The sequence below is a fragment of the Bacillus basilensis genome (genome assembly GCF_050630465.1).
GTDB classification, from domain to species: Bacteria; Bacillota; Bacilli; order Bacillales; family Bacillaceae_G; genus Bacillus_A; species Bacillus_A basilensis.
On record NZ_JBNTQO010000019.1, the window covers coordinates 1 to 26640 of the forward strand.

At 36.7% G+C, this 26640-nt stretch carries 27 protein-coding genes, 1 pseudogene and 1 other annotated feature; of the genes and pseudogenes, 3 read left to right on the plus strand and 25 right to left on the minus strand.

Annotation, left to right across the window (positions count from 1 at the left end):
* The 4 genes and pseudogenes from exsA to nadB form a co-directional block, all read right to left on the minus strand.
* A pseudogene (gene exsA, locus ACQVV1_RS24775) lies at nt 1-887 on the minus strand (spore coat assembly protein ExsA); the annotation flags it as partial.
* Between the two features lie 226 nt (nt 888-1113).
* Nucleotides 1114-2220: a quinolinate synthase NadA gene (gene nadA, locus ACQVV1_RS24780; protein WP_242252629.1), complete on the minus strand. Its 1107-nt coding sequence runs from the start codon at nt 2218-2220 to the stop codon at nt 1114-1116.
* 30 nt (nt 2221-2250) lie between these two features.
* Entirely contained in the window at nt 2251-3084 is an 834-nt protein-coding gene (nadC, locus tag ACQVV1_RS24785) for a carboxylating nicotinate-nucleotide diphosphorylase (RefSeq protein WP_431169663.1), read from the minus strand.
* Between the two features lie 19 nt (nt 3085-3103).
* Complete coding sequence (nadB, locus tag ACQVV1_RS24790; RefSeq protein WP_242252627.1) at nt 3104-4633, minus strand: L-aspartate oxidase; 1530 nt, start codon at nt 4631-4633, stop codon at nt 3104-3106.
* 152 nt (nt 4634-4785) lie between these two features.
* On the opposite strand from nadB, the gene ACQVV1_RS24795 reads away from it, so the two are divergent.
* The 3 genes from ACQVV1_RS24795 to ACQVV1_RS24805 all read left to right on the plus strand — a co-directional run bounded on the left by ACQVV1_RS24795 (nt 4786) and on the right by ACQVV1_RS24805 (nt 7202).
* Nucleotides 4786-5928, plus strand: coding sequence for an IscS subfamily cysteine desulfurase (locus ACQVV1_RS24795; protein WP_242252626.1), 1143 nt, complete (start codon nt 4786-4788; stop codon nt 5926-5928).
* Nucleotides 5928-6470, plus strand: a complete 543-nt coding sequence (locus tag ACQVV1_RS24800; protein ID WP_000812240.1) for a transcription repressor NadR — start codon at nt 5928-5930, stop codon at nt 6468-6470. Before ACQVV1_RS24795 ends, ACQVV1_RS24800 begins: the two co-directional genes overlap by 1 nt.
* An 84-nt stretch (nt 6471-6554) precedes the next feature.
* Entirely contained in the window at nt 6555-7202 is a 648-nt protein-coding gene (locus ACQVV1_RS24805; RefSeq protein WP_063224849.1) for an MOSC domain-containing protein, read from the plus strand.
* Between the two features lie 92 nt (nt 7203-7294).
* On the opposite strand, the gene pheA is transcribed toward ACQVV1_RS24805, so the two are convergent.
* From pheA to ACQVV1_RS24910, 21 genes are all read right to left on the minus strand, one after another.
* Nucleotides 7295-8146 (minus strand): prephenate dehydratase, encoded by an 852-nt coding sequence (gene pheA / locus ACQVV1_RS24810; protein WP_431169664.1) that lies wholly within the window; start codon nt 8144-8146, stop codon nt 7295-7297.
* A gap of 96 nt (nt 8147-8242) precedes the next feature.
* A complete protein-coding gene (locus tag ACQVV1_RS24815; protein WP_242252622.1) occupies nt 8243-10156 on the minus strand; it encodes an ABC transporter permease in 1914 nt (637 codons plus the stop codon).
* A gap of 49 nt (nt 10157-10205) precedes the next feature.
* A complete protein-coding gene (locus tag ACQVV1_RS24820) occupies nt 10206-12128 on the minus strand; it encodes an ABC transporter permease (protein WP_242252621.1) in 1923 nt (640 codons plus the stop codon).
* Nucleotides 12103-12879 (minus strand): ABC transporter ATP-binding protein, encoded by a 777-nt coding sequence (locus tag ACQVV1_RS24825; RefSeq protein ID WP_242252620.1) that lies wholly within the window; start codon nt 12877-12879, stop codon nt 12103-12105. Before ACQVV1_RS24825 ends, ACQVV1_RS24820 begins: the two co-directional genes overlap by 26 nt.
* Before the next feature lie 93 nt (nt 12880-12972).
* Nucleotides 12973-14055 (minus strand): HAMP domain-containing histidine kinase, encoded by a 1083-nt coding sequence (locus ACQVV1_RS24830; RefSeq protein ID WP_252209175.1) that lies wholly within the window; start codon nt 14053-14055, stop codon nt 12973-12975.
* Nucleotides 14045-14752, minus strand: coding sequence for a response regulator transcription factor (locus ACQVV1_RS24835; protein WP_000276717.1), 708 nt, complete (start codon nt 14750-14752; stop codon nt 14045-14047). The genes ACQVV1_RS24830 and ACQVV1_RS24835 overlap by 11 nt, the downstream gene beginning before the upstream one ends.
* Before the next feature lie 138 nt (nt 14753-14890).
* Nucleotides 14891-16177, minus strand: coding sequence for a GTPase ObgE (obgE, locus tag ACQVV1_RS24840; protein ID WP_063224843.1), 1287 nt, complete (start codon nt 16175-16177; stop codon nt 14891-14893).
* Nucleotides 16177-16725, minus strand: coding sequence for a sporulation initiation phosphotransferase B (locus ACQVV1_RS24845; RefSeq protein WP_001003579.1), 549 nt, complete (start codon nt 16723-16725; stop codon nt 16177-16179). Before ACQVV1_RS24845 ends, obgE begins: the two co-directional genes overlap by 1 nt.
* Before the next feature lie 63 nt (nt 16726-16788).
* Complete coding sequence (gene rpmA / locus ACQVV1_RS24850) at nt 16789-17079, minus strand: 50S ribosomal protein L27 (protein WP_000944957.1); 291 nt, start codon at nt 17077-17079, stop codon at nt 16789-16791.
* Between the two features lie 3 nt (nt 17080-17082).
* Entirely contained in the window at nt 17083-17427 is a 345-nt protein-coding gene (locus tag ACQVV1_RS24855; RefSeq protein WP_001973720.1) for a ribosomal-processing cysteine protease Prp, read from the minus strand.
* 11 nt (nt 17428-17438) lie between these two features.
* Nucleotides 17439-17747 (minus strand): 50S ribosomal protein L21, encoded by a 309-nt coding sequence (gene rplU, locus ACQVV1_RS24860; protein ID WP_000270907.1) that lies wholly within the window; start codon nt 17745-17747, stop codon nt 17439-17441.
* Nucleotides 17748-17761: 14 nt separating this feature from the next.
* Nucleotides 17762-17839, minus strand: a sequence feature (ribosomal protein L21 leader region).
* Between the two features lie 77 nt (nt 17840-17916).
* Nucleotides 17917-19305, minus strand: coding sequence for an Rne/Rng family ribonuclease (locus ACQVV1_RS24865; RefSeq protein WP_242252618.1), 1389 nt, complete (start codon nt 19303-19305; stop codon nt 17917-17919).
* 67 nt (nt 19306-19372) lie between these two features.
* Nucleotides 19373-20233, minus strand: a complete 861-nt coding sequence (gene spoIVFB / locus ACQVV1_RS24870) for a stage IV sporulation intramembrane metalloprotease SpoIVFB (protein WP_063224840.1) — start codon at nt 20231-20233, stop codon at nt 19373-19375.
* Nucleotides 20226-20972 (minus strand): stage IV sporulation protein SpoIVFA, encoded by a 747-nt coding sequence (gene spoIVFA / locus ACQVV1_RS24875; protein ID WP_060632402.1) that lies wholly within the window; start codon nt 20970-20972, stop codon nt 20226-20228. The genes spoIVFB and spoIVFA overlap by 8 nt, the downstream gene beginning before the upstream one ends.
* Before the next feature lie 133 nt (nt 20973-21105).
* Nucleotides 21106-21903: a septum site-determining protein MinD gene (minD, locus tag ACQVV1_RS24880; protein WP_000503310.1), complete on the minus strand. Its 798-nt coding sequence runs from the start codon at nt 21901-21903 to the stop codon at nt 21106-21108.
* 2 nt (nt 21904-21905) lie between these two features.
* Nucleotides 21906-22592, minus strand: coding sequence for a septum site-determining protein MinC (gene minC / locus ACQVV1_RS24885; RefSeq protein WP_063224839.1), 687 nt, complete (start codon nt 22590-22592; stop codon nt 21906-21908).
* 35 nt (nt 22593-22627) lie between these two features.
* A complete protein-coding gene (mreD, locus tag ACQVV1_RS24890; protein ID WP_060632404.1) occupies nt 22628-23173 on the minus strand; it encodes a rod shape-determining protein MreD in 546 nt (181 codons plus the stop codon).
* A 14-nt stretch (nt 23174-23187) separates the two neighbouring features.
* Nucleotides 23188-24039, minus strand: coding sequence for a rod shape-determining protein MreC (gene mreC / locus ACQVV1_RS24895; RefSeq protein WP_242252617.1), 852 nt, complete (start codon nt 24037-24039; stop codon nt 23188-23190).
* 41 nt (nt 24040-24080) lie between these two features.
* Entirely contained in the window at nt 24081-25100 is a 1020-nt protein-coding gene (gene mreB, locus ACQVV1_RS24900; RefSeq protein ID WP_000466737.1) for a cell shape-determining protein MreB, read from the minus strand.
* Between the two features lie 157 nt (nt 25101-25257).
* Nucleotides 25258-25935 carry a DNA repair protein RadC gene (gene radC / locus ACQVV1_RS24905; RefSeq protein WP_060632406.1) on the minus strand — a complete coding sequence of 226 codons (678 nt, stop codon included), beginning with the start codon at nt 25933-25935 and terminating at the stop codon, nt 25258-25260.
* Nucleotides 25936-25981: 46 nt separating this feature from the next.
* Nucleotides 25982-26557, minus strand: a complete 576-nt coding sequence (locus tag ACQVV1_RS24910; RefSeq protein WP_242252613.1) for a Maf family protein — start codon at nt 26555-26557, stop codon at nt 25982-25984.
* Nucleotides 26558-26640 lie beyond the last annotated feature (83 nt).

The following is a 26640-nucleotide window of genomic DNA, read 5'->3' on the forward strand; positions in this document are numbered from 1 at the left end:
ACTATGTTCCCTACATTTTCTTTCTTTACTTGCGGTGACACTATGTTCCCTACATTTTCTTTCTTTACTTGCGGTGATACTATGTTCCCTACATTTTCTTTCTTTACTTGCGGTGACACTATGTTCCCTACATTTTCTTTCTTTACTTGCGGTGACACGATATTATCTTTTTTCGTTTGAGGAGAAATGATGTTATTAGGTTTCATTTTAGTAATTTGAGGAGCAATTAACTCGCTTCCTTTTTTAATGACGTCTGAAATTTTATATTCTTTTTTCGCTTTTATTGGTGGCTGCGGTGGCTGTGGTAACACATTCACCGAAAACTTCGTATTGTCTTTCTCTGCTGGTTTTTGTTTTTCTATAACAGGTGGTTTTTGAATAACAGACGGTTTTTCAACTGGTTTTTCTATTTGAATTGGTTTTTCTTTTTGCACTTCTTTTTGAGGCTTTACCTGTACTTCTTTTTGCGGTGTCACTTGCATTTCCTTCTGTGGTTTTACCTGTACTTCTTTTTGTGGTTTCACTTGCATTTCCTTCTGCGGTTTTACTTGCACTTCTTTTTGTGTTTGTTGCATAGCAGGCTGCTGTGTAATTGGAGCTGATTGATACGTAACTTCTTCTTCATCTTCTATTCCAAGCGGCGTTGGCGTTGCTGCAAATTCTTTTTGTTGCACTTCTTTTACGTATTGTTTTGGCGGTGCTGAGCCTGCACCAGCATGTTGTTTCACGTGAACGCCGTTTGATGGCACTTTAATTTTCATACCTGGCATGATTAAATCTGGATTACTAAGTTGTGTATTTGTTTGTTTCAGCGTATCAAAATCCACTCCGTACTTTTTCGCAATTTTCCAAAGGGTATCCCCTTTTTGCACGATATGAATTTTCAAATTTTCCCCCTCCTGTATAACTTATCTATAAGTAACAAATCTCATGAAGTAACTCTTTCTACATAACGTTAACTTCTTTTCACTTTCATCACTTCTTCAATTTTCAATATCATTTGAAGTGGAATAAGCATAAAAAAATCGCAATGATTTCTTCACAACAATGTATGCCCATTTCGTTCTCGTTATGATTATGTGTATGAAAAAAAGCAACGGGAATCCCGCTGCTTCATACACGCTCTAACATACGATTTAATGCAAGAACCGCTTCTTCAGTCACTTGTTTATCTACGCTAATAACGTTAATTTCTTCTCCTCTTTCTATCGTTTCAAGCGCCCATAATAAGTGCGGCAGATCAATTCGGTTCATCGTTAAACATGGACACATAAAGGGGTTAAGTGAAACAATCTCTTTATCTGGATGTTGTTGAATAATTCGGTTCACTAAATTCATTTCTGTACCAATCGCCCATTTACTTCCAGATGGAGCCGATTCAATCATATCAATAATATATTTCGTTGACCCTGCGTAATCCGAAGCTGCTACAACTTCGTAGCAACATTCCGGATGTACAATAATATTCATATCCGGATGATTCTTCCGTACATTTTCAATATTTTTCACTGTAAAGTTTTGATGAACCGAACAATGACCTTTCCATAAAATCACTTGAATTTCTTCTATATCTCCATCGTACTCTAATGAATCTGTATACGGGTCCCATACTGCCATTTTATCTAACGGGATGCCTAAATCGTAAGCTGTATTTCTCCCTAAATGTTGATCCGGTAAAAAGACAAGCCGTTCTTTTTGTGTAAACGCCCAAGATACCATTTGTTTTGCATTAGAAGAAGTTACTGTCGCTCCTCCATTGCGACCACAAAATGCTTTAATGGCAGCTGTAGAGTTGACATATGTTAATGGAATCATCGTATCTCCAAATAATTTCGTGAGCTCTTTCCACGCTCTTTCTGTTTGTTCGATATCTGCCATATCTGCCATCGAACAACCTGCGCGCATATCTGGCAAAATAACGATTTGATCAGCTGTCGTTAACATATCAGCTGTTTCTGCCATAAAGTGTACACCACAAAACACAATATATTTTGCTTCTTTATTGCTCGCTGCAACTTGCGCAAGCTGAAGTGAATCTCCTGCCGCATCAGAAAATTGTACCACTTCATCCTTTTGGTAATGATGTCCTGGAATAAATAATGCTCTTCCCATTTTTTCTTTAATTTCACGAACCCGCTTTTCCATAACTTCTGTTGACATCGTGTGATAACGCTCCGGTAACATCGTTTCAATCGGTTGCACTTTTTCTAAAATACTCATATTTCTTTCTCCCCCTCTAAGCCACTTTCCTTACGCCTCAATATTGAAACTAATATCAAGTGCTTTCACTGAATGTGTTAACGCTCCAAGTGAAATATAATCTACCCCTGTTTTTCCGTATTTCGATAAATCTTTAATTGTAATGCCTCCCGATGCTTCCGTAACGACGGCACTCGGTACAATCTTTGAAAACTCCCGAATCTCATCTGGCGTACGGTTATCAAACATAATAATATCCGCACCAGCAGCTACAGCCTCTCTCACTTGCTCCTCTGTTTCTGCTTCCACTTCCACTTTCACCATATGCCCTAATTTTTCTTTCACCGATGTAACAGCTTTCGTAATAGAACCAGCAAAAGCAATATGATTGTCTTTGATCATGACACCATCATATAAACCGAAACGGTGATTAAATCCGCCTCCGCATACGACTGCATACTTATCAAACATACGTAGCCCTGGCATCGTTTTTCGCGTATCACAAATTCGTGTATGGCTGCTATCTAAAGCAAGAACAGCTTTATGTGTCATTGTCGCTATCCCACTCATGCGCTGGATAACGTTTAATATAACGCGCTCTGCCGTTAATAACGATGCGATTGGGCCTTGGACAGTTGCGATTATTTCGCCTTTTTCTACAAGATCTCCATCTTTTTTATGAAGCTCCACTTCAATTCTCTCATCAATTAATTTAAACCCTTCTTCAATTACTAACCGTCCCGCAAAGACCCCTGTATCCTTCGCAAGAAACGTTCCTTTTGAAAGTAAATTATCTGGAAAAATAAGCTGAGATGTTACATCTCTTTCTCCTATATCTTCTAGAAAAAATCGATTTAACGCTTCTTTAACCTTTATCGTATTCATAAAGCCCCTCTTCCCCTCATTACACAAGTTGTAGTTTTCTTTTCACTCGAACGATCTCTTTTTTTACGCTATTTCTATCTGGATAATCACTTCGATAATGGCCACCAATGCTTTCTTCTCTTTGCAAAGCTGATACGACTATAAGCTCACAAACTGTTAACATATTAATAAGCGTTATCTCTTCATTTGTAAGAGCATCATGTTGTAATATCATATTTCGAACACCGTACTTACTAAGCCATCTCTTTGCATAAGATAAACTTTGCTCTGTTCGTACAATCCCAACATATTTCATCATGCATTCTTGTATTTCTTCTTTCGTCGGCAAATGATTCAGAACGATAAATTTCTTTTCCTTCTCAGCGAAGTTGTTCAATCTGTCTTTTGTCGCTTTAGTTAAAATATGTTGTCCTATTCTTTTTCCAAACACAAGACCTTCTAACAATGAATTACTTGCTAACCTATTTGCTCCATGAACACCATTACAAGCTACTTCACCGACTGCATATAAATTTGGAATGGACGTCTCTCCATCACAGTTCGTTTTCACACCGCCCATATGAAAATGAGCACCTGGTACGACTGGAATGCGTTTTTCATTTATATCAACACCATTCTTTTTACACAATGATGATACAGTCGGAAAACGTTCTTCGAAATTTTGGATAGACTCAATATTCAAATACACTTTTTCACCCGCCAACAGCTGTTCATGAATCGCTCTTGCCACTACATCACGCGGTGCGAGATCATAATCAGGGTGTATATCCATCATAAAACGCTGTCCTTTTCCATTTATAAGGACAGCTCCTTCACCGCGAACAGCTTCAGAAACGAGGCCACTGCATCGCTCGCTCGCATATAACATCGTCGGATGAAATTGTACAAACTCTAAATCTACGAGCTCCCCACCTGCGCGGTATACCATCGCAAGTCCATCACCCGTAATTGTCTTGTCATTAGAAGTAAAGGCATATAGACCGCCAATCCCTCCTGTTGCTAACACCGTATAATCTGCAACGTAACGCTTCAGCTTCCCTTCACTATTTCTTGTTAAAACTCCAACACATTTATCATTTTCTATAATAAAATCGAGCACCATTTCCTGTTCCACTACCGTAACGTGCGGCGCTACTTCTTGAATGAAATGCTCTAATAAATTCTTTCCTGTTGCATCGCCACCTGCATGTAAAATGCGACGCTTTCGATGTGCACCTTCTTTTCCAAGATGGGGACCTGTTTCATCTCCATCGAATTTCATTCCATTTTCAATGAGATTATTTATTTCTTTCGGCCCTTCCTCAACTAAATAACGGACCACGTCTTCATTGTTATAATGACATCCTGCTACTAACGTATCTTCCAAATGTTCATTTGGATTGTCATATGTAGCAACCGCTGCGGCAATTCCACCTTGCGCTAAATGTGTATTATTATTACGATTCGTTTCCTTTGTGATAATAATCACATTCTTTTCGTGACAAATCTCTTTCGCAACACGAAGTGCCGCAACACCACTTCCAATAATTAAGACATCTGCACTTGGCATAATTGTTGCCTCCTACTTTACACTTTTCAACTGTCTTGACACCTATATTTACATAGTTTTAAAATAATGACAAGAGTTTTTTTATAATTCTTATTTTCACTACCATTAAAAAAATAAAAGAAATGTAACTCTTACTAGAGAGAGGACCTTACATGATGATATATCTTGACTATGCAGCTACTACACCTATGAGTGAAGAAGCGTTACAAACATATATGAAAGCAGCATCGCAATACTTCGGAAATGAACAAAGTTTACATGATATTGGAGGAACAGCCTCTTCTTTATTACAAGTTTGCAGAAAAACATTTGCTGAAATGATTGGTGGAAAAGAACAAGGGGTATTCTTCACAAGCGGCGGCTCGGAATCCAACTACCTTGCGATTCAATCCCTTCTAAATGCCCGAAATAAGAAGCATATTATTACAACACCTATGGAACATGCATCCATTCGAAGTTATTTTCAATCTCTAAAATCACAAGGCTATACGATTACTGAAATTCCTGTTGATAAAAGTGGACTCATTCGTTTAGTAGATTTAGAAGCAGCTATTACAGAAGATACTGTTCTAGCAAGCATACAGCACGGAAACTCTGAAATTGGAACCGTTCAAAATATCACAGAGATTGGGAAACTCTTAAAAAAATATAACGTTTTATTCCATTCAGATTGTGTGCAAACATTTGGTAAACTTCCTATCCATGTTTTTGAGATGGGGATTGATAGTCTTTCTGTTTCAGCACATAAACTATACGGACCAAAAGGTGTTGGCGCTTGCTATATAAACCCGCAAGTTCGCTGGATACAAATTTTCCCAGGAACCTCTCACGAAAAAGGTTTTCGTCCAGGCACAGTAAACGTTCCTGGCATCGCATCTTTTTTAACGGCTGCTGAGAATATATTAAAAAATCAACAGGAAGAAAACTTACGTTTTAAGGCGTTACGATCCTACTTTTTAGAGCAATTACACACAATTCCGCTAGAAATTGAAGTAGAAGGTCATTCTACTTCTTGTTTACCACATATTATTGGGGTTACAATAAAAGGAATAGAAGGTCAGTATACAATGCTAGAATGTAATCGCCGCGGTATTGCCATTTCTACGGGAAGTGCTTGCCAAGTCGGTAAACAAGAACCTTCGAAAACAATGCTTGCAATTGGAAAAACGTATGAAGAGGCAAAACAATATGTTCGCTTCTCTTTCGGACAACAAACAACGAAAGATCAAATTGATACTACTATTCATGCACTACACACAATCGGAAATCAATTTTATAGAGGTGTTAAATCATAATGAAACAAAATGACCAAAAAAAGATTTTAGGTGAAGAAAGACGACAACTTATCCTTCAGTGGCTTCTTGCTGCAAATGAACCGTTATCGGGGAATGAACTATCTAAAAAGACGAACGTAAGTAGACAAGTTATTGTGCAAGATATTTCCTTGCTTAAAGCAAGAAACGAACCGATTATCGCGACTGCTCAAGGCTATTTATATTTAAAGCCACAAGAAAAGCAACAAGCTTTCGAACGCGTAATTGTATGCCAACATAAACCAGCAGAAGTACGTCAAGAACTTACAATGCTTGTTGACCACGGTGTTACGATTAAAGATGTAAAAGTTGAGCATCCTGTATACGGTGACTTAACAGCATCTATTATGGTAAGTAATCGCTTTGATGTAGAGCAATATTTACAAAAAATCGAAAACACAAATGCTTCCTATTTATCGCAATTAACAGATGGTATTCACTTACATACAATTGAAGCAGATTCAAAAGAAAAGTTAGATGCTGCTTGTGAGGCACTAGATAAAGCAGGGTTTCTCGTTTATTAATTAATGTAAAGCACAGGTTTTTTTATCATTCTCTGTGCTTTTTTAATGCTATAATACTGTAATCAATCGTAAAGGAGATCAACTATGGGAATTGAACTCGTTCACTTTAGCATTGGCAAACCGAAACAAATGAAATATAACGAAGATAAAGAAATGATTACTGGTATATGTAAAGAGCTTACAGAAGAAGCTTTCCTCTCAAAAGATGGCTTCATTGGTGATGATGTAGCAGATTTAAAACACCATGGGGGACCTGATCGCGCCGTTTGTGTGTACTCACACGAGCATTACGCACTATGGGAAGAGGAATTTCAAACTACGCTTCCAGCTTCCACATTCGGTGAAAACATTACTGTAACAAATATGTTAGAGCGTGATGTTTGCATCGGAGATACATATCAACTAGGTGAAGCAATCATTCAAGTGACACAAGCAAGAGTACCTTGCAGCACTATTTCAAAACGTCTCGGTATTCCTGGCATACTGCCTCGCATTGTAGCAACTGGATTTACTGGCTACCTATGCCGCGTTCTTCAGGAAGGTACTGTACGTAAAGATTCTAAAATTACATTACTAGATCGTCCATCAAACAATGTATCTGTTTTATTCTCTAACGAAATTTATTTTCATAATAGAAAAGATAAAGATGGCATTGAAAAGATTCTTGCTGTAAAAGAGCTAGCCGATATTTGGCGTGATCAGTTAGAGGATCGTCTTGCGAAGCTAAAATAAAGAATCCCACCATTATAGGTGGGATTTTATTTATCTATCAGACGGTCTAATAGCGACTGAAATTATATCGAATTAACTACTAATACTCCCCTTTACAACCAATAAGAAGAATAACTCCCCAGCACAGTAACAGAAAAGCCGAGTGCTTCGAGTTCCATCGTTACACCTGGCAACAATACATCATCGTACGCTTTATCAACATCGATTAAGAAAAAGTAATTTCCAAGACCTGTTTTCATCGGACGCGATTCGATTTTTGATAAGTTTAATTTTCTCCATGCGAAAGCTGATAACACTTGATATAGTGCCCCTGCATAATCAGCAGGTAACGTTATCATAAGCGTCGTTTTCTCTCCACGGTTTTCTCCGTTATTTGGGAGTACAGCTTTCTTTTTTTTATGCAGAATGAGGAAACGTGTATGATTGTTTTTATGCGTATGAATGCTACGTCTTACGATCGTTAATCCGTATTTTTCTGCAGCTGCTTCATTTGCAATGGCGGCAATTTTTTCTTCAGGATGTTCTTTCACATATTGCGCAGCGGCACTTGTTGACGTCATATCTCGGACGGTTACCCCTTTTAATTCTTCATTTAAAAACTTATGACATTGTGCAATAGCATGTGGATGCGAGTGCACTGCATATACTTCTTCCCACACTTCTGCATACTGCGGATGTACAAGTAAATGTTGCTGAATTGGTACTGTAATTTCTCCTACAATAGAAAGTGGTTGCTCATGCACAAGATAATCAACTGTTATATTCACTGAACCTTCTATGGCGTTTTCTAATGGTACCACCGCATAATCTACATTTCCATTTGCAGCTGCATCCATACAATCTGGAATCGTTCGATACGGTACATGCTCTGCTTCCGGAAAAAAACGACTCACCGCCATATTTGTAAATGTTGCTTCTGGTCCTAAATATCCTACTCGAATCATCGTCTTTTCCCCTCTTTTTCGTTTTCTTACTGTTATACCATACTTTTTTATATTCTTCTATGTAAATTTCGAATATTTAAAAAAGACTAGCATTCGCTAGTCTAAATGTTTTCTATATTCTCTTTGAGCAAAAAAGAAATAAATGATGCATGCAGCAATATAAAATAGAATAAACAAGCCTACTTTTCTTAATGAACCATCCATAAAGATTGTATTATGAAACGTATATAACGCAACTGCACTATGCATACTCCCTACTATAATTGGCGCAAAAAATAGCATACATAATTGCCAGCGAGAAATCTTCCATACTTCTTCCTTCGTCATTCCCAGTTTAGAGAGTGCCCCGTACTGCTTTCTATCCGTTGAAATATTATGAAACCATTTAAAATATACGATACTACATGATGTAAGGAAAAATAATATACTAATGAATGAGCCTATAAATCGCGTAATATCACCGAACGCTTTCATATTCACATAGAGTTCCATATTACTTCGAAATGCATTATTATCTTGTTTCATATGTTTCCGTAAATCTTCATTTAACTCTTTCGTATTTTCGATATTTAGTAATGTATAGCCTCTATATATCATTTTTTCAGAATCAGGAATCTGATTTGCTATACTGTCAAAGTCTTCATCATTCATGACGAAGAACAGACCATTAATATGCGAAGGATGATAGTTAAATTGTATCCCTTCCTTTTGACCATTAAATACGAACGAGTATGTTCGATTCATTACTTGGAATTGAATCTCTTTTTGATCATATATATTCGGATGATTGTATTTATTATAATAAACAAGTGTAACTGTTCCTTTTTTAGGATGATACGTTTTCTGTTTTTGTTTTCTTGCCTCTTGATTGTATTCACTTTCCTTTATAAGCGGCGTTACTTCTGTTTCCCCCTTATTGGACTGAAAAGATGCATACACTCCAACAAAACTCATATATTGAAAATCATCATACCCGTATTGGTGCAATAATTGTTCAACCGTACCTTCCGCAAAGACTTCATGAGAAGAAGTACCTTTTTCTATGTAAGAAAGTGAGTGCACTCCTTCGCCCCGCCACATATCTTGCATACCGGAAAAATATAAGAACACTGTACCTGTTGCCGTAACTACAAAAGTCGTTGCCATTGACATGAGAAAGAAAAAACGACCATTTTCTTTCATTCGATGTGACAATTGATTCACTATAAATAAATACGGATATGTATACATAATCTTTTTATTTCGTTTTATCATTTCTAATACTTGGGCAACTCCGTGTGTAAAAGAAAAGTATGTTCCGAAAAAGACAAGTATAGACACTGGAAAAAAGTATAACGCTATCGTCGTCGGCATCGCCGCTTGTAACGCTAACGTATATCCTACTCCTAAACAAATAAAGCCGAATATACAAAGCCACATTGATGTTTTCTTCTCTTTTTTATCTGTTCGAAATTCTTTCAATAACCGAATGATTTTTATATTCCATATACGTAAAGCACTTATAAAAGATAAGACAACAAATACGACCATATATGTAACAAGCGTTAATCCAATTGCTCTCACGTCAAAAATGACAGGGAGTTCTTTCGGAAGTTGAAGTAACATACTAAACACCATGAAGAAGAGCTTTAAGAAGATCATACCAAGCCCAATACCGAAAATATTAGCAAATATCCCGATCAACATTTGCTCGGTCATAATTACGCCAATTACGTTAGATTTCGTTGCTCCCATTAACATATATAATCCTAATTCTTTCTTACGTGCCTCTATGAAAATAGAAGTAGAGTACAAAATAAATATGACGAAAAAAGAAATGATAATAACATTACATATGATCAGTCCCCAGCGTACGTTTTGATACCACATCGTCTCCTGCATATACGGATGTACAATAACAGACATGTATGCAAAAGACGCAAATATTGCAAAACAACTACTTAAGAAAAATACTTTATAATTACGCCAATTTCCTTTTATATTTTGCTGCGCTAGTTGCCGAATGTTCATCTATCGTCCCCCTATAACTTACTACATAGGCAAAAAGCTAGAGGTTTCTCTAGCTTTGCACGTGTTTCAAATATCCTCTTTGTGCAATCATAAAGTAAATCGCAGAAGCTACAAAGTACGTTCCAATTACAATCGCACCTGATTTCCATAAATCAATATAAAGCATTTTCCCTAACGTATGAAGAGCAAATCCACTATGAATGGCACCGATTAAAATTGGGATAAAGAAGATAACACCCATTTGTCGAAGTGCAATTTTACGAATTTCTTTATCCGTCATACCAATTCTCTTTAACGATTTAAATTGAATACGATCTTGTTCTTTATCGTTAAACCATTTAAAGTACGTCATACTACAAGCAAAGAAGAAGAACAGTACAGCTACAAAAAAACCAATAAACATTGTAATTGCTCCTGATTCCCTTATATTTTTATAAGCGAACACCGAGTTATTTAATTCCTCTTGCTTATCTGGTGCAACTTCCTTTTTTAAATCTAACACAAGGTCTTCTGTACTTTTCCAGTCTTCTATATAATAACCGTAATATTTCGTCTTTTCTTCATCTGGTACGAGCTTTGCGTATTTCTCAAAATCTTGCTCATTTACAATGAGATATTCACTATCATTAAAAACAGAAAATGAAGTGGGCTCATTTAATTGAACAGACTGCGTTTGTCCGTTAATTTTAATTTCATACGGTTTCGTACGATCTATCTTCATCATATCGTTCGCCATATCCATTATGACCATCGTTGCACTACCTGGTGCATTATGAACTTCTCTAACTTGCTCTCTCTTTTGTTTACGTACTTCAGCGTTATATTCTTTTTCTGAAACAATCGCCATCGGCATCTCATGTTCACTGTTAAACATCGTGATTTTTTGAGTTCCAGGAAGTTTTACGTACGTTACTTCTCGCGCTTCTTCAAATCCGTGTTTTTTTATTAATTCTTTTGTTTTTCCTTCTTTGATGACATTATGCGTATGTATTCCCTTTTCCTCATACGAAATAGCATGCGGGGTACTAGTTACTGTCTTATAACTCATATCCTCAAAAAATACGTACAGTGTACCAACTGCTGAAGATACAACGGCCGTAATGATAGAAATTACAAATAGAAAACGAGCATTATCTTTCATTTTATAAATAAGGTTGCTAAGGACGAACATATTTGGGTATGTATAAAAAGATTTTTTTCGTTTTTGTAACGCCTTTAATACGACTGTACTACCTTGTGTAAACAGCAAATAAGTTCCGCCTATCGTCAGCCCTACAATCGGTAAAAACAGAATGATAAAATTCATAAATGTTACTTGGAAGCTAAGTACATATGCAACAATAATACATCCCATACCAACTACACATAACCATGTAAATGCAAAAGGTTCTACTTTTTGTTTTCTTGCTCCTCTTAATAAATCAATAATTTGCAAGCGTCCTACTGTCCAAACGCTAAACAATGATAAGATTAAAAATAGAATAAAGTATACACCTGCTGTAATCAAAACTGCTTTACTATTCCATACGAGTGGTAGTGTTTTATCTATTTTCAATATTACGCTTAATGCTTGGAAGAATAATTTTGAACAAAGCATGCCAAGCCCAATACCCACTACAATTGCAATACTGCCTAACATAAGTTGCTCTAATATAATCATTCGGCCAAGTTGAGATTTTGTTCCGCCTATTAATGTTAATAGACCAAACTCTTTTTTCCTTGCTCGCAAAAATGTTGAATTTGCATATAAAATAAAGAGTGCTGAGAAGATGACTACAATATAATTCATCGATTCTAACCCTTTTGAAATCATCTTCCTCATACTAATATTACCGCCTACAACATCTGGATGATAAATGAAGGAAGCATACATGAAAAATACGACTATCGATAAACAACTACTTATCAGAAACGCTTTATAATTACGCCAATTTCCTTTTACATTATTAAGCGCGAGCTGGCGAAAGTTCATGATATTCTCCTCCTAGCATCGCAAGTACGTCCAGAATTTCTTGGAAAAAGGCTTGTTTCGTTCTTCCTTTATGTATTTCTGAGAAAATCTCTCCATCACGTATGAAAAGAATACGTTCGCAATAACTCGCCGCTACTGGATCATGCGTAACCATTGCAATTGTCACTTTCTTTTGTTCATGTAAGTCTTGCAACGCACTCATTAATGATTTTGCCGACTTAGAATCTAAATTTCCTGTTGGCTCATCCGCTAAAATTAACGTTGGCTCATGAATGATTGCTCTCGCTGCCGCTGCACGTTGTTGTTGCCCGCCTGATACTTCGTATACTTTTTTATTTAATATTTCTTCGATGTTTAAAAACTTCGCAATTTCCATTACTTTCGCATCGATTTCATTTACAGATTTTTTCGCCATTACAAGTGGTAAAATAATATTTTCTTTAATCGATAACGTATCAAGTAAGTTAAAATCTTGGAAAATGAATCCTAAATGTGTACGGCGAAATTCCGCTAATTTTGCAGCACGCATTTGATTAATTTCTTCTCCATTTACAAGCACATGACCTGAGGTTTGTTTATCGATTGTTGCTAATAAATTTAAAAGCGTTGTTTTCCCGCTTCCTGAAGGACCCATAATTCCTACAAATTCGCCTTCTTCTATTTTAAAATTTATATCGTTTAAAGCAGTCGTCGCTACTGAACCTTTCGATTGATACACCTTCGTTAATCCCTTTACTTCAAGAACACTCATTTCTAATCCCCCTATGTGTTTTCTTCTTACATTTACTATAAGAAAAATAAGAAAAAGAAACGAGTGATTTCCCTTACAAAACGTTTTGTTATCTTACAGTTTTGTCATTTTTCTCATTAATGTATGATATTCTTCATCTTTTGCAAATTGGAACGTGAACGTTGTCCCTTCCCCTTCAGCCGATTGTACATAAATACCGTGATGTAAATTATCGCAAATTTCCTTCGTAATATATAAACCCATTCCAGTCGCTTCTCTCGTTTTACGGCCATTTATCCCCGTAAAGAATGGATCAAATATACGCTTTACATCTTGCTCTGGAATACCGATTCCATTGTCCTTAATATGTAATAATACCTTTTGATCTTTCTCTTCAATTTGAAATTGAATTTCCTTTTTCTCTGCTTCCGAAATTTTTGTATACTTAATCGCATTTATAACAATTTGCCCTATAGCAATACTTAGCCATTTTCTATCAGATGCAACCATACAAGTATCTTCTTCAAACATTACTTTTGGAAATACAGACGATTGAATGAAGGATTTTCGATTTTCATTAATAATACCTCGAATGATATCTATCACATTTACTACTTCTACTTTATAATCTTTCGCAAATTGCTCTAACCTTGCCATATGTAACGCTAAATCTAAACCATTAAGTATGCGGTTATTTTCTTCGCGGATACTTTCAACGGTTGCTCTTGCTTCACGATACTCTTTACCAAACTTCTGTAATAGTAATTCAATAACAGATACCGGTGTTTTCATTTGATGAATCCATTGATTCATAAATATCATTTGCTGTTGTTCTTTTGCATGTTGTTTATGAACTTCATTCATATATTGCTGTCTTAATAACGTAAACGATTCAACGACCATCTCTTGCTCTGCCGTATAAGAAGTATCAATAAGTAAGGAATCATGTAATGTATTTCCGCCAATAACATACTTTTCGATCCTCTTTAAAAACACACTCCGTTTTCGGTAATCGTAAATGAGATATACAGTAAAAACAACTGTCCCTAATAAAAGTCCGTATAACCATGTACTCCAATCAATAGATCGCTTTTCTAAAAGACTTTGCAACTGCAAAACGAGCCCAAATAAACAAAGGCTAACAATATAAGAAAGAATTAAAGAAAAACGATCCATGAGGTAATTTTTAACCTTCATGCCCTTCGCCCCACTCTGTAAGAAGCGCATAACCATATCCACGTTTCGTTACAATTGCATTTTTAATGCCTAACTCCTCTAGTTTCTTCCTTACACGTTTTACATTTACGGTTAATGTATTATCATCAACAAAAGCTACCTCATCCCAGAGGGCTTCTAACAATTCTTCGCGCGTTACATATTGATTTGCTTGTTTCATTAAACACTCTAATAAGTAAAATTCATTTTTTGTCAGTTCTGTTTGTTGCCCTTGCCACTCAACAACGTGCTGCGATGGGAATAACAACAATCCATTTACACCTAAACAATCACTTTCTGCTGCAGAAGCATACTCACCATATCCACGTCGAAGTGCACTTTTCACCTTAGCCATTACAATATCTAAATGGAATGGCTTCGTAATGTAATCATCTCCGCCATTCTCAATCGCCATTACTTGATCCATTTCCCCTGTTCTTGCAGAAACAAAAATAATTGGTGCATTCGATACAGTACGAATTTGACGACACCAATAAAATCCATCAAAATATGGTAAATTAATATCAAGTAACACGAGATGTGGATTTACTTTTACAAACTCATCCTTTATATGTCGTAAATCACTTGCTCTAAATGATTGATAGCCATACCTTTCTAAATGCTCTTCTAATATTCCTGCGATTTTTTCATCGTCTTCTACAATTAATATTTTATACATGTTCGTTTTCTCCCCATAAAAAATTCTTATAAAACCACTCCTTTTCTATTATAAATTGAAAATTTAATTAGTGGGTATTTTTTCCTGTACGAATCAGACTTTTACGATATAAAAAAAGACTGCCATATTTCGGCAGTCTTAATCGATAAATTCAAATTCATATTCAAGAATTTTTACAATATCTCCGTCTTTTGCACCACGTGCACGAAGCGCTTCATCAATACCCATTCCGCGCATTTGACGAGCGAAACGACGTATAGATTCATCACGTGAGAAGTCTGTCATTTTGAATGTCTTCTCAATATCGTAACCAGAAATAACAAACGTGCCATCACTTTCACGTGTAATTTCAAATTTAAGAGCTTCAGCATCAAATTTGTACATTACACTTGCTTCAGACTCATCAACAACATCGTACATCGGGAATTCTGGTGTTGTTTCTAATAAGTTCGCTACTTCAAACAGTAAATCACGAACACCTTGTTTCGTTACAGCTGAGATTGGGAAGATTTTTACTTCGTCTCCCACTTTCTCTTTAAAGCCTTGTAAGTTTTCTTCTGCATCTGGCATATCCATTTTGTTTGCTACAACAACTTGTGGACGCTCTGTTAAACGCATATTGTATTCTTTTAATTCATTATTAATCGTTACGTAATCTTCATATGGATCACGGCCTTCTAAACCAGACATATCAATAACATGCACGATTACACGTGTACGCTCGATATGGCGTAAGAATTGGTGTCCAAGTCCAACGCCAGCATGTGCGCCTTCAATTAGTCCAGGAAGGTCAGCCATAACGAAGCTACGGTTATCACCAGTTTCAACAACACCAAGATTCGGAACGATTGTTGTAAAGTGATACTCTGCAATTTTCGGACGTGCTGATGATACAACAGATAATAATGTAGATTTACCTACACTTGGGAATCCAACAAGTCCAACGTCTGCTAGTACTTTAAGTTCTAGAATGACATCACGCTCTTGACCTGGTTCCCCGTTCTCAGCGATTTCTGGCGCTGGGTTCGTAGCTGTTGCGAAACGTGAGTTACCACGGCCACCTCGGCCACCTCTTGCGATTACAGCTGTTTGTTCATGCGTTACTAAATCGGCAAGAATTTGACCTGTTTTTTCATCTTTTACTACTGTTCCTGGTGGAACTTTTACGATTAAATCTTCAGATTTACGTCCGTGCTGACCTTTACTCATTCCATGCTGACCGCGATCAGCTTTGAAATGACGTTGGTAGCGGAAGTCCATTAATGTACGTAACCCTTCCTCAACAACAAAAACAACATCTGCACCTTTACCACCGTCGCCACCTGCTGGGCCACCTTTAGGAACATACTTCTCACGACGATACGCAACCATTCCGTTACCACCGTCGCCGCCTTTTACATATATCTTGACCTGATCTACAAACATTATTTCACCACACTTTTTTCAATTGGTTGTAATATAACTGAGACTTCTTCGTCTCTTACTGTATAAGAAATGGAATACCATTTATTGTTTTGGTTCGCAAGCCAATTCTGTAGTTCTTCTACACTCGTTAGCTTACCACGAAAATCAAAAAAGAAACGAGCATTCTCCGCGTCACATTCAATTGTGATACAAACATAATTTTCAACATATACGTCTAAACTATGCTGAAGCATTGAGAAAAATTGATTCGTCCATGTACATACAGTCTCATCTAAGTGAGATAAGTTATGTAATTTCCCTAATACTTCGTACTCCAATAAGCACGGCTGCTGTTTCCAATTATATGTTAAAATCCACTCTGAAAATAAAGGCATAGATAGCCCTATCAGATTGGATTCTTGTCTCGCTTCTTGGACAAAACGATCGATGAGACTATGAATTTCTTCCACTTTTCCAAGGGAAAGGTTTCCTTTCACCATCTGCATACGATTGAGCCAATCATGTCTTGAATGACGCAATGCATCTATAATTGTCCATTTTTCATTCATTTAGATACCCCTTAATATAGAAAAACTCTAACCTGCACTCAGGTTAGAGTTTTCCGTGAGTTCTTATGCTTCTTGAGCAACAGGATATACGCTCACTTGTTTGCGGTCACGGCCAAGACGCTCAAAGCGTACTACGCCGTCAACTTTCGCGTATAAAGTGTCATCGCCACCACGACCAACGTTAACACCTGGATAAATTTTTGTACCGCGTTGACGGTAAAGAATTGAACCACCTGAAACCGTTTGACCATCTGCGCGTTTAGCACCAAGACGTTTTGACTGAGAGTCACGACCGTTCTTTGTACTACCTACACCTTTCTTAGATGCGAAAAACTGAAGATCTAATCTTAACATACGTTACACCTCCTGCACTTTTTCTATTAAACGGATATACTTTCCGTAATCAAGTTCGATCGTCTTAAGCGAAACAACCAATCCTTCTAAAAGCGTTTGTGCTTTTTCTGCTGCATGAACGTCTAAATCATTAGGCAATTCATACGTTAAGAATCCACCATCACTTCCGAGTTCAATAGTTGCCTGCACATTACAAAGTTCTTCCACTGCATTTATAGAACCAAACACAACCGCTGTAGTTCCAGCACAGACAAGGTCTTGTCCATGTGGCGCATAATCGGCATGTCCAGTCATTTTAAATGATTGGATACTTCCTAATTTCGTGCGACTTATCGTAATTTTAATCATGTTAACCTGGATTAAGCGTTGATAGCTTCAACAACTAGCTTAGTGTAAGGTTGACGATGACCTTGTTTCTTACGATTGTTCTTTTTCGCTTTGTATTTGAAAACGATGATTTTCTTAGCGCGACCTTGTTTTTCAACTTTCGCAGTAACTGTTGCACCTTCTACAACTGGGCTACCAACTTTAACGTTTTCGCCACCAACGAAAAGAACTTTGTCAAAAGTAACAGTTTCACCAGCTTCAACATCTAATTTTTCAATGTAGATTGCTTGACCAGCTTCAACTTTAATTTGTTTTCCACCTGTTTCGATAATTGCGTACATACTTGCACCTCCTCTTAATTACTAAGACTCGCCAAAAACGAGGTAGACATAAATGCCTTTAGGGAACCTGTCTTGTGCGGTTGTAGCATATAGCCGTTTAGGTGCTATAAACTATAACATAAAGATGTTATCATGAATCATAGACGGTTGTCAATAAATGTTCTGCTAACTATTTTTTCCGTTCTATAATTTCTTTTTTACTTCCAAAACGGATAATTGCATACTTTTCGATCATATCATCTTTGAAATAAATTTCAAATGGAATATTTTTTTGTAATTCTTTTTGTAAAAATTGTTTTTGCAGTTCTTTAGGTGCAGCAATTAATACCGCCTCATCTTCTATACTTCCATATGTAATTAGCTCTCTCTCTAGCTCATACGCAATTGTTTCATATGACATCACATACCCCGTCGCTTTGCACGGTACACACTCTTCTAGTAATACGTCACGTAAAGAATGTTTTTTACGTTTGCGTGTCATCTCTAAAATCCCTAACTCTGTAAACCCAAGCACTCTTGTATATGTACGATCATGTTGCATAGCAGCGATAAGACATTCTCTTATTTTTTCTTTATCTTCTCTTCTTTTCATATTAATAAAATCAATTAATATCATACCACCGATATCACGCAGTCTTAATTGACGTGCAACCTCTTCAGCTGCCACTTCATTTGTACGAAGGACTGTATCTTGTAAATTCTGCTTTCCAGTAAACTTACCCGTATTCACATCAATTACAGTCATCGTCTCCATTTGCTCCACAATTAAATAAGCACCATTTGGAAGCCACACAATTTTTTGAAGTGCTTTCTCAATTTCACGCTCTATTCCAAAATGGTTAAACATTGAAGACTTTTCATTATAAAAAGACACTTTTTCTTTTCCGACTTTTTCTTCTAACTCTTTTACTATACTTCTTGTATCTACAATTACTTTTTCAATCGTTTCAATTGGATTCTCTTGAAATACCCGATCTAAAAAAGTGGCCGGGCGATGAAGTAGTAACGGTGCCTTTCCCTGGTCCTCTTTTCTTTTTAACTCTTCATATAACTGCTGTAACCTTTGCATTTCAGCTTGTATTTCTTCAATTTCTCCTTTTTCAGAAGCAGAGCGGAAAATGTAACCTCCCGTCCCTTCCACTTCAATTTGGAGTAGTTGTTGCCTTCTTTTATTGTTTTTTATTTTCCGAGAAACCGCGCGCATTTCATCATATGGCATATAAACGACATATTTCCCGGTAAATTCTATGTTCGCTGTCAATTTTGGCCCTTTCATATCAATTGCCTCTTTCACAACTTGTACGAGCACCGCTTGTCCTTCATGTATACGATAAGAAGATGGTACATCATCGTATGAAAGATACGCATGTTTTTCTAAACCGATGTTTACAAAAGCTGCGTTCATTCCAGCTATTGTTCTTACAATACGTCCAACATAAATATGCCCAACAATCTCTTGTTCTTCATTTCGTTTCCATAAAAACTCAACAATTTTTTTCTTCTCTTCAATTGCAACGCGTTTTTCCGATCCAGCATAGTTCATATATAACGTTTTCAAAATTATTTCCTCACTTTATAATCTTCTTTGCTTTTACAATAATAAAAGGTTAGTGCTAACGTCAACACTAACCGATTAATTCTTCAACAGATGATGTTGTTCGTTTTTCAGTAAAATACGCATAGAGCAATTCATTTTCATCCAATGTGTAATGTTCTTTATATTTTCCATGAACGATAATAGAGTGCTTATACCCTCTACGAAATTTTGTGAAGATCGTATATAAACGATCTTCCGTTTTCACCTCAATAGGTGCAATCTTTTCAATTCCCCTTTTGTTCCCATAATAACGTTCTAATAAAAAACGCATAAAGGCATATCGTCTTTGTTTCCATTCTTGATATAACGATACCGCTAAAAATATGAGTAGTACCCACATCATAATATTGTTACTATTCCAAAGTAACTGCCACCCTAGTATGACACTAAAAAAAACACATGATAATTTCATCATCTTTTCATGTGCTTGTAAATAAGGAAAACGATATGATAATACGTTAAACAATACTTTCCCACCATCAAGCGGCCAAATAGGGAGTAAATTAAACGCTAAAATAATTATATTATTCCACATAAAGAAATAATATAAATCCGCATCAAGCCAACCAACTTCAAACAACATATAGCCTACCGCCATCATCCAAATATGTTGAATAGGTCCTGCAATTACGACAACAAGCTCCTCTTTCAATGACTTATTCCCATGTTCCTCAAGCTCAGCTACACCACCAAACGGTAAAAGTTGAATCTTTTTAATACGCCAATTATAGTGTGCCGCTGCAAAAGCATGCCCGAGTTCATGGATGAGAACGATACAAAATAACAGTAGTAACTCTTTAAAACGTGCCGTGAAAATACCAATGACAATAACAACCCAAAACAACGGATGCACTGAAATCTTCGTTAAAATATCTCTATATTTAATCAAATGAAATCACCTGAATCGGATCGATAAATTTTTCATTCTTTTTTATCGCGAAATAAAACTTACCATTTTTATTATTTGCATCATTGTTCACTGTTCCAATTTTTTGTTTCTTTGAAACGTAATCATATAATTTCACTGACATATCATTTAAATTTGCATACCATGACTCCGTTCCATCCGCATGCTGAATTTGAACTGTATTACCAAGTTCCTCTTTCTTGCCTGCAAAAACAACTAATCCTTCATTCACTGACTCAACAGTTGCATTTGTAGCTGTTTGAACAAATACACCTTGGCCATTTTTTTGAAACCCTTGCATCACCTTTCCGGAAGCAGGAATTGCATAATCTTTTTGCTGAATGGTTCCTTCTTTTTTCTCATTAGGCGAATAGAATACGAGAGGTTTTCCAAACTGCTTTTCGTACCATTTCGCTACAGTAGCAAACTGAAATTCTTCCTTCATCACTTTTTCTGTAACAGCTTTAGCACCGCCGAAAGAAGGAGGGGCATTCTTATATAAAATAGCGACAGAAAGAACTAATATTGCTGATAATAAAACTTTAAAGAAAAATACTTCTTTTCGAAACAAAGGATGAATTTCCTTTTCTCCATCTTCAATAAATACTGTTTCACTATCAAAATTACCTCCAGCAAAATACTGCTCTTCCTCCATCCTTTCTTGCTCTGCCTTCCTCTTCGCAATCCGTTTTTTAATTTCTTCTACACGTCTATTCTTCATACTGTCTCCTTTCTTTCGTTAAGCTAATTTAAATAGAAACAGTTGTATACAGTTTGTACATATGTATGAGCTAGGAAAGGAAGATATTCGTGTGAAGAAAAAAGAAAGCACTCCGCAAATATGCGAAGTGCTTTTAACGGATTCCAAAGAAGTTTTTCATCTTTGTAAATACCGATACCTTTTCTTGTTCAAATGCTTGTAATGGGACATTCTCACCCAACAAACGTCTTGCAATATTACGATAAGCTAACGCTGCTTTTCCGCTCGGTTGCAACGCTACAGGTTCACCTGTATTTGTAGCACGAATAACTTCATCATCATCTTCTACAACACCAAGAAGCTCGATTGACAATGTACGTACGATTTCATCAACATCTAACATATCCTGTTCATGAAGCATATGACTACGCACACGGTTAATAACAAGTTTCGGTGGTTCAATATCCTCTTTTTCTAAAAGCCCGATAATACGATCTGCATCGCGCATTGAGGATACTTCTGGCGTCGTAACAACGATTGCTTTATCCGCACCAGCTACCGCGTTTTTAAATCCCTGCTCAATCCCCGCAGGACAATCAATTAATATGTAATCATAATCTTGACGTAATACTTGTATTAATTCATCCATTTGTTCAGGTGTTACCGCTGATTTATCACTCGTTTGTGCTGCAGGTAATAAATAAAGATCATCAAAACGTTTATCTTTAATAAGAGCCTGAGGTAAACGGCAACGCCCTTCAACGACATCAACAAGATCAAATACAATACGATTTTCCAGCCCCATTACTACGTCTAAGTTTCGAAGACCGATATCTGTGTCAATTAAGCACACTTTCTTTCCAGATAACGCTAGGGCTGTACCAATGTTCGCAGACGTTGTAGTTTTACCTACTCCGCCTTTTCCAGATGTAATTACTATTGCCTCTCCCACAGCTATACAATTCCCCTTTCTAACTTTGTTAAATTAGGTCTAAGATGAGTGAGAAGTTGCAGTCGATCGACAACAATGTGATTGTTCTCATTAATATACGCACATTCTGCCGCCTCCGCTCCGTCTTCTTTCTCTTCCGGAGCCCGCATTGCCACATCACTAATTCGAAGTTGCATCGGGTTCATAACAGATGCAGCGATTACAGCATCCGAATCCCCATAATACCCAGCATGCGCAATTCCTCTTAATGATCCTACGACAAAAATATTCCCCCCAGCGATAACCGTTCCGCCTGGATTAACATCTCCAATTAACAATAAATTTCCTTTTACATGTAAAACTTGTCCAGAGCGAACAATTTTGGAAATAGGGACAATTTCTGTTTCTTCTTTCCAAGCTATTGCTTCTGCTTTCGTGATAACATCACTTTCAATCGAATCCACAACAAGATTCTTTTTATTACGAATTAACGTACGAATCTCTTCTTGTTGGACTTCTGTTAAATAACGATTTCCCACTTTCACATGCACTTCAATTAAAGAGCGCCCATCACCATCATAGTAATGTGTAGAAAGCTTTTCATCCAATTCCTCCAGTAATTCAGAGAATGAACAACAATCATCTAAATGAAGCGTTATTCCGTCTTTTGTCCCTTTTATTGTTACATTTTGTTGCTTTTTTTCTTCCACTAAAGTTCACCCCACCGATTCAATTCGACATAAAATTAGAAAATCCTTTTTTCTTTTTCTTCCATCGCTTTTGAAAGACGCACTAAATATCGTCTCAGTGGGAAACAAACTATTAATAAGAAAATTGCATTTAGCAATAAAGTAGAAAGGAGACGATCTGTGAAAAAGACATACGCCGACATATGAGTACGTCCTAACAAAGTTAAAAATCCATACACATAATACTCTAATGCTACAATGCTAGCTAGTACGATAGAAGCAACAATAAATAAATTCAATTGTAGTACCTTCATCACACTATAAACTAAATAAGCTAAAATCGGATACGCAAAAATATATATACCGACAAGTTCTGTGTATACGGTATCAAATAAGAAACCAAATAATAGTCCGTAATAAATCCCTTGGACCGGACTATAGTACACAGTAACAAAACATAACACAATGATAAAGAAATGAGGTGCTGCTATACTGTCTTTCCAAAAAACCTCTGTTGGAACAATAGTAGCAAACATATTTTCAAATAAAAAAACAAAAAGGAGCAAAAGAGGAAGAGCTGCTCTTTTTAAAATCTTCATCATCTCTTCTCCCCCTCCTATTCTAATGGCGCTGAAGGCGTTTCACGTTTAGCAACCATAATATGCTCTACGTCATTTAAATCAGCGGCTGGCTTTACATAAGCCGTTTTTGTTAAACCGTATGGATCCGGCTGCACATCAACGATTGTTCCAATTACAAGACCTCTTGGGAAAATATCACCAAGTCCAGATGTTACAACTAGTTGATCCTTATCTACCGGTGCATCAGAACCAATCTTTGTGAAAAGAAGTAAGTGCTTTTCTTTGTCGTAACCTTCAATCAATCCAAAGATTTTCTCATTTCCTTGTACGATAGCAGAAACGCGATTTGTTCGGCTCATAGAACTTAGCAACTCTACTGATGATGTAAACTGAGATACACTTTTCACTCGTCCAACTAAACCTTGTGAAGTTACTACAGCCATATCTTTTTTAATTCCTTGCTGTGCTCCTTTATCAATTCCAATTAAATCGTACCATTTATCTGGATTACGAGAAACAACAGTAGCAGGGATTTCAGTGTAATCACTATTTAACTTTGTTTTACCAGTTAACTCTTGCAATTTCCTTTTATCATCTTCTAATTGTTTTACTTGACTTGATAACTTTCCGTAATTATCTAATTTTGCTTTTAATTCTTTATTCTCTTCATACGTGCGCTTTACATCCTCTACATTTTCGAAGAATCCAGCTACGTATTTCGCTGGCTTTTGGAATACACGTTCTACAACACCGACAGTGTCTTTAACAAACTGCTCTGGCCATGTTAAACTGTTCCGTTCTTTCAATGAGATTCCAATCAATGCCACGAGAAGAATAATACTAACTAACAAAACAATTAATCTTTTGTTTAAGAAAAACTGTGGCACGTTCACACCCTCTTAATTTCATTGATTTTTATTTTGCAATATTATCGAGCAGCAGTTTTGAAAAGATCGATATTGTCTAATGCTTTACCCGTTCCAATTGCTACGCAATCTAATGGGTCTTCTGCAACAAGAACTGGCATATTTGTTTCTTCGCTAATAACTTTATCTAAGTTACGTAGTAATGCTCCGCCACCTGTTAATACGATACCACGGTCCATAATGTCTGCCGCTAATTCAGGTGGAGTTTTCTCTAACGTATTTTTAACAGATTCTACAATTGCATCTACTGTATCTTTTAATGCGTCTGCAATTTCTTCTGGCTGAATTAGTACTGTTTTTGGTAAACCACTTACTAAATCACGACCGCGAATTTCCATAGGCTCAATACCTTCTGGCTCGCCTGCAGAACCGATTTCTAATTTTAATGCTTCAGCTGTTCTTTCACCAATCATTAAGTTGTAGCTTTTCTTAATGTACTGAATGATTGAATCGTCCATATCATCACCAGCAACACGAACTGATTGACTTGTTACAATACCACCTAAAGAAATGATTGCAACTTCTGTTGTACCGCCACCGATATCAACAACCATGCTACCAGTTGGTTCCCAAACAGGTAAGTTCGCACCAATTGCCGCTGCAAATGGTTCTTCGATTGGATAAGCATCACGAGCACCCGCTTGACGAGTCGCATCGATTACTGCACGTCTTTCTACAGCTGTAATACCAGACGGTACACATACCATTACGTAAGGCTTACGTGAGAAGAATCCATTTGATTTTTGAGCTTGTTGAATGTAGTATTTCATCATTGTTGCTGTTGTTTCGTAATCAGCAATTACACCGTCTTTCATCGGGCGAAGTGCCACAACGTTTCCTGGTGTACGACCAATCATTTGTTTTGCATCGCTACCTACAGCAACGATTTGTTTCGTATCAGTTTGTAACGCTACTACTGAAGGTTCACGTAAAACTACACCTTTTCCTTTTACATATACAAGCGTGTTCGCAGTTCCTAAATCTATTCCAAGATCGCGAGTAAAGCCACCAAATCCAAACATATTATTTATCTTCCTTTCTTGTTTTCACGGACTCATTTTTTCTTACTTTATATTATAAAAACAGTACGTTTTTTATATCTTTATCCTTTTTGTAGATAAATTTCTACAAAAAACTCATAAATCACATTATAAAACAAAATAAGTAAAAAGCATAGTCTTAAATATGACCTTTTTCCTTTAAACTCACGAATTTATGGTCGCCTATTATAATATGATCAAGCACTTCAATTCCGATAATTCGGCCGCATTCTACTAACCGTTTTGTTACTTCAATATCTTCACGGCTCGGCGTGGGGTCTCCTGAGGGATGGTTATGAAGACATATGATAGAGGCTGCTGCACGGCGAAACGCTTCTTTAAAAACTTCCCTTGGATGTACGATTGATGTGTTTAAGCTTCCAATGAAAATTGTTTGCCTATGTATAACTTGATTTTTTGTGTTCAAATATAAACATACAAAATGCTCCTGCTGAAGGAAACGCATTTCTTCCATCATATATCTTGCACAATCTTCCGGACTTCGTATGCTATATCTATTTTGATATTCTAAACGGACCATTCTTCTACCTAGTTCAAAAGCAGCCATGAGCTGTGATGCCTTCGCAATCCCAACACCATGTATACTAACTAACTCTTCTAACGTTGCGTCTTTCAACATACGTAAACCATCAAAGTGATGCAAAATTTTATCTGATAACTTTAAAACTGTTTCTTCTTTAGAACCTGTTCTGAGTAACACTGCAAGAAGCTCTCGGTTTGATAAACTCCCAGCCCCTTCCAATAATAAACGCTCCCGTGGCTGTTCTTCCCTTACAACATCACGAATACCGTTCATCTCTCCACCCCTTTATTTGTTCTCTCAAAGAAAATCCCATGCACTTTTACGCATGGGCTATATCAGTATCAAATTGTTTTAACTCCCGAACAAGACGTGCAATTGGTAGGCCGACTACACTATAGTAATCCCCTTGAATATGTTGAACGAAAATAGACCCTTTTCCTTGAATCCCATAGCTTCCTGCTTTATCAAGAGGTTCCTTCGATGCAACGTATGCATCAATCTCTGCTTCTGTTAATTCCCAAAACGTAACTTCTGTACGCTCATAAAAAGTGACTGTTTTGTCTTTTGCTATAATTGCAACACCCGTATATACTTCATGTGTTTTCCCTGATAATAATTGCAACATTTCTTTCGCCTCAGCCTCATTAGATGGCTTTCCAAGAATACGTGACTCATATGTAACAATTGTGTCTGCACCTAACACAATGTAATTACTATTATTTTCTGCTACCGCGGATGCTTTTTGCAGAGCAAGGGACATCACAATATCCGCAGGTGATGAATACGCACCTATCGTTTCTTCTACTTCACTTACTACAATTTCAAATGGCACACCTGCTAATTCAAGTAATTCCTTCCTGCGAGGTGATCCTGAAGCTAAAATAATTTTTCTCATATTTTCTCCTCCCTTTCTCACATGAAGCAGAATAATTTACAACAATCGTATCAAAGAAATAGTTTGTCCACAAATGAAAGAAA

Bases quoted from the DNA above. Each gene is read 5' to 3' on its own strand.
- nadA (WP_242252629.1), bottom strand. From the start codon at position 2,220: ATGAGTATTTTAGAAAAAGTGCAACCGATTGAAACGATGTTACCGGAG.
- nadC (WP_431169663.1), bottom strand. From the start codon at position 3,084: ATGAATACGATAAAGGTTAAAGAAGCGTTAAATCGATTTTTTCTAGAA.
- nadB (WP_242252627.1), bottom strand. From the start codon at position 4,633: ATGCCAAGTGCAGATGTCTTAATTATTGGAAGTGGTGTTGCGGCACTT.
- ACQVV1_RS24795 (WP_242252626.1), top strand. From the start codon at position 4,786: ATGATGATATATCTTGACTATGCAGCTACTACACCTATGAGTGAAGAA.
- ACQVV1_RS24800 (WP_000812240.1), top strand. From the start codon at position 5,928: ATGAAACAAAATGACCAAAAAAAGATTTTAGGTGAAGAAAGACGACAA.
- ACQVV1_RS24805 (WP_063224849.1), top strand. From the start codon at position 6,555: ATGGGAATTGAACTCGTTCACTTTAGCATTGGCAAACCGAAACAAATG.
- pheA (WP_431169664.1), bottom strand. From the start codon at position 8,146: ATGATTCGAGTAGGATATTTAGGACCAGAAGCAACATTTACAAATATG.
- ACQVV1_RS24815 (WP_242252622.1), bottom strand. From the start codon at position 10,156: ATGAACATTCGGCAACTAGCGCAGCAAAATATAAAAGGAAATTGGCGT.
- ACQVV1_RS24820 (WP_242252621.1), bottom strand. From the start codon at position 12,128: ATGAACTTTCGCCAGCTCGCGCTTAATAATGTAAAAGGAAATTGGCGT.
- ACQVV1_RS24825 (WP_242252620.1), bottom strand. From the start codon at position 12,879: ATGAGTGTTCTTGAAGTAAAGGGATTAACGAAGGTGTATCAATCGAAA.
- ACQVV1_RS24830 (WP_252209175.1), bottom strand. From the start codon at position 14,055: ATGAAGGTTAAAAATTACCTCATGGATCGTTTTTCTTTAATTCTTTCT.
- ACQVV1_RS24835 (WP_000276717.1), bottom strand. From the start codon at position 14,752: ATGTATAAAATATTAATTGTAGAAGACGATGAAAAAATCGCAGGAATA.
- obgE (WP_063224843.1), bottom strand. From the start codon at position 16,177: ATGTTTGTAGATCAGGTCAAGATATATGTAAAAGGCGGCGACGGTGGT.
- ACQVV1_RS24845 (WP_001003579.1), bottom strand. From the start codon at position 16,725: ATGAATGAAAAATGGACAATTATAGATGCATTGCGTCATTCAAGACAT.
- rpmA (WP_000944957.1), bottom strand. From the start codon at position 17,079: ATGTTAAGATTAGATCTTCAGTTTTTCGCATCTAAGAAAGGTGTAGGT.
- ACQVV1_RS24855 (WP_001973720.1), bottom strand. From the start codon at position 17,427: ATGATTAAAATTACGATAAGTCGCACGAAATTAGGAAGTATCCAATCA.
- rplU (WP_000270907.1), bottom strand. From the start codon at position 17,747: ATGTACGCAATTATCGAAACAGGTGGAAAACAAATTAAAGTTGAAGCT.
- spoIVFA (WP_060632402.1), bottom strand. From the start codon at position 20,972: ATGAAGAATAGACGTGTAGAAGAAATTAAAAAACGGATTGCGAAGAGG.
- mreD (WP_060632404.1), bottom strand. From the start codon at position 23,173: ATGATGAAGATTTTAAAAAGAGCAGCTCTTCCTCTTTTGCTCCTTTTT.
- mreB (WP_000466737.1), bottom strand. From the start codon at position 25,100: ATGTTTGGATTTGGTGGCTTTACTCGCGATCTTGGAATAGATTTAGGA.
- radC (WP_060632406.1), bottom strand. From the start codon at position 25,935: ATGAACGGTATTCGTGATGTTGTAAGGGAAGAACAGCCACGGGAGCGT.
- ACQVV1_RS24910 (WP_242252613.1), bottom strand. From the start codon at position 26,557: ATGAGAAAAATTATTTTAGCTTCAGGATCACCTCGCAGGAAGGAATTA.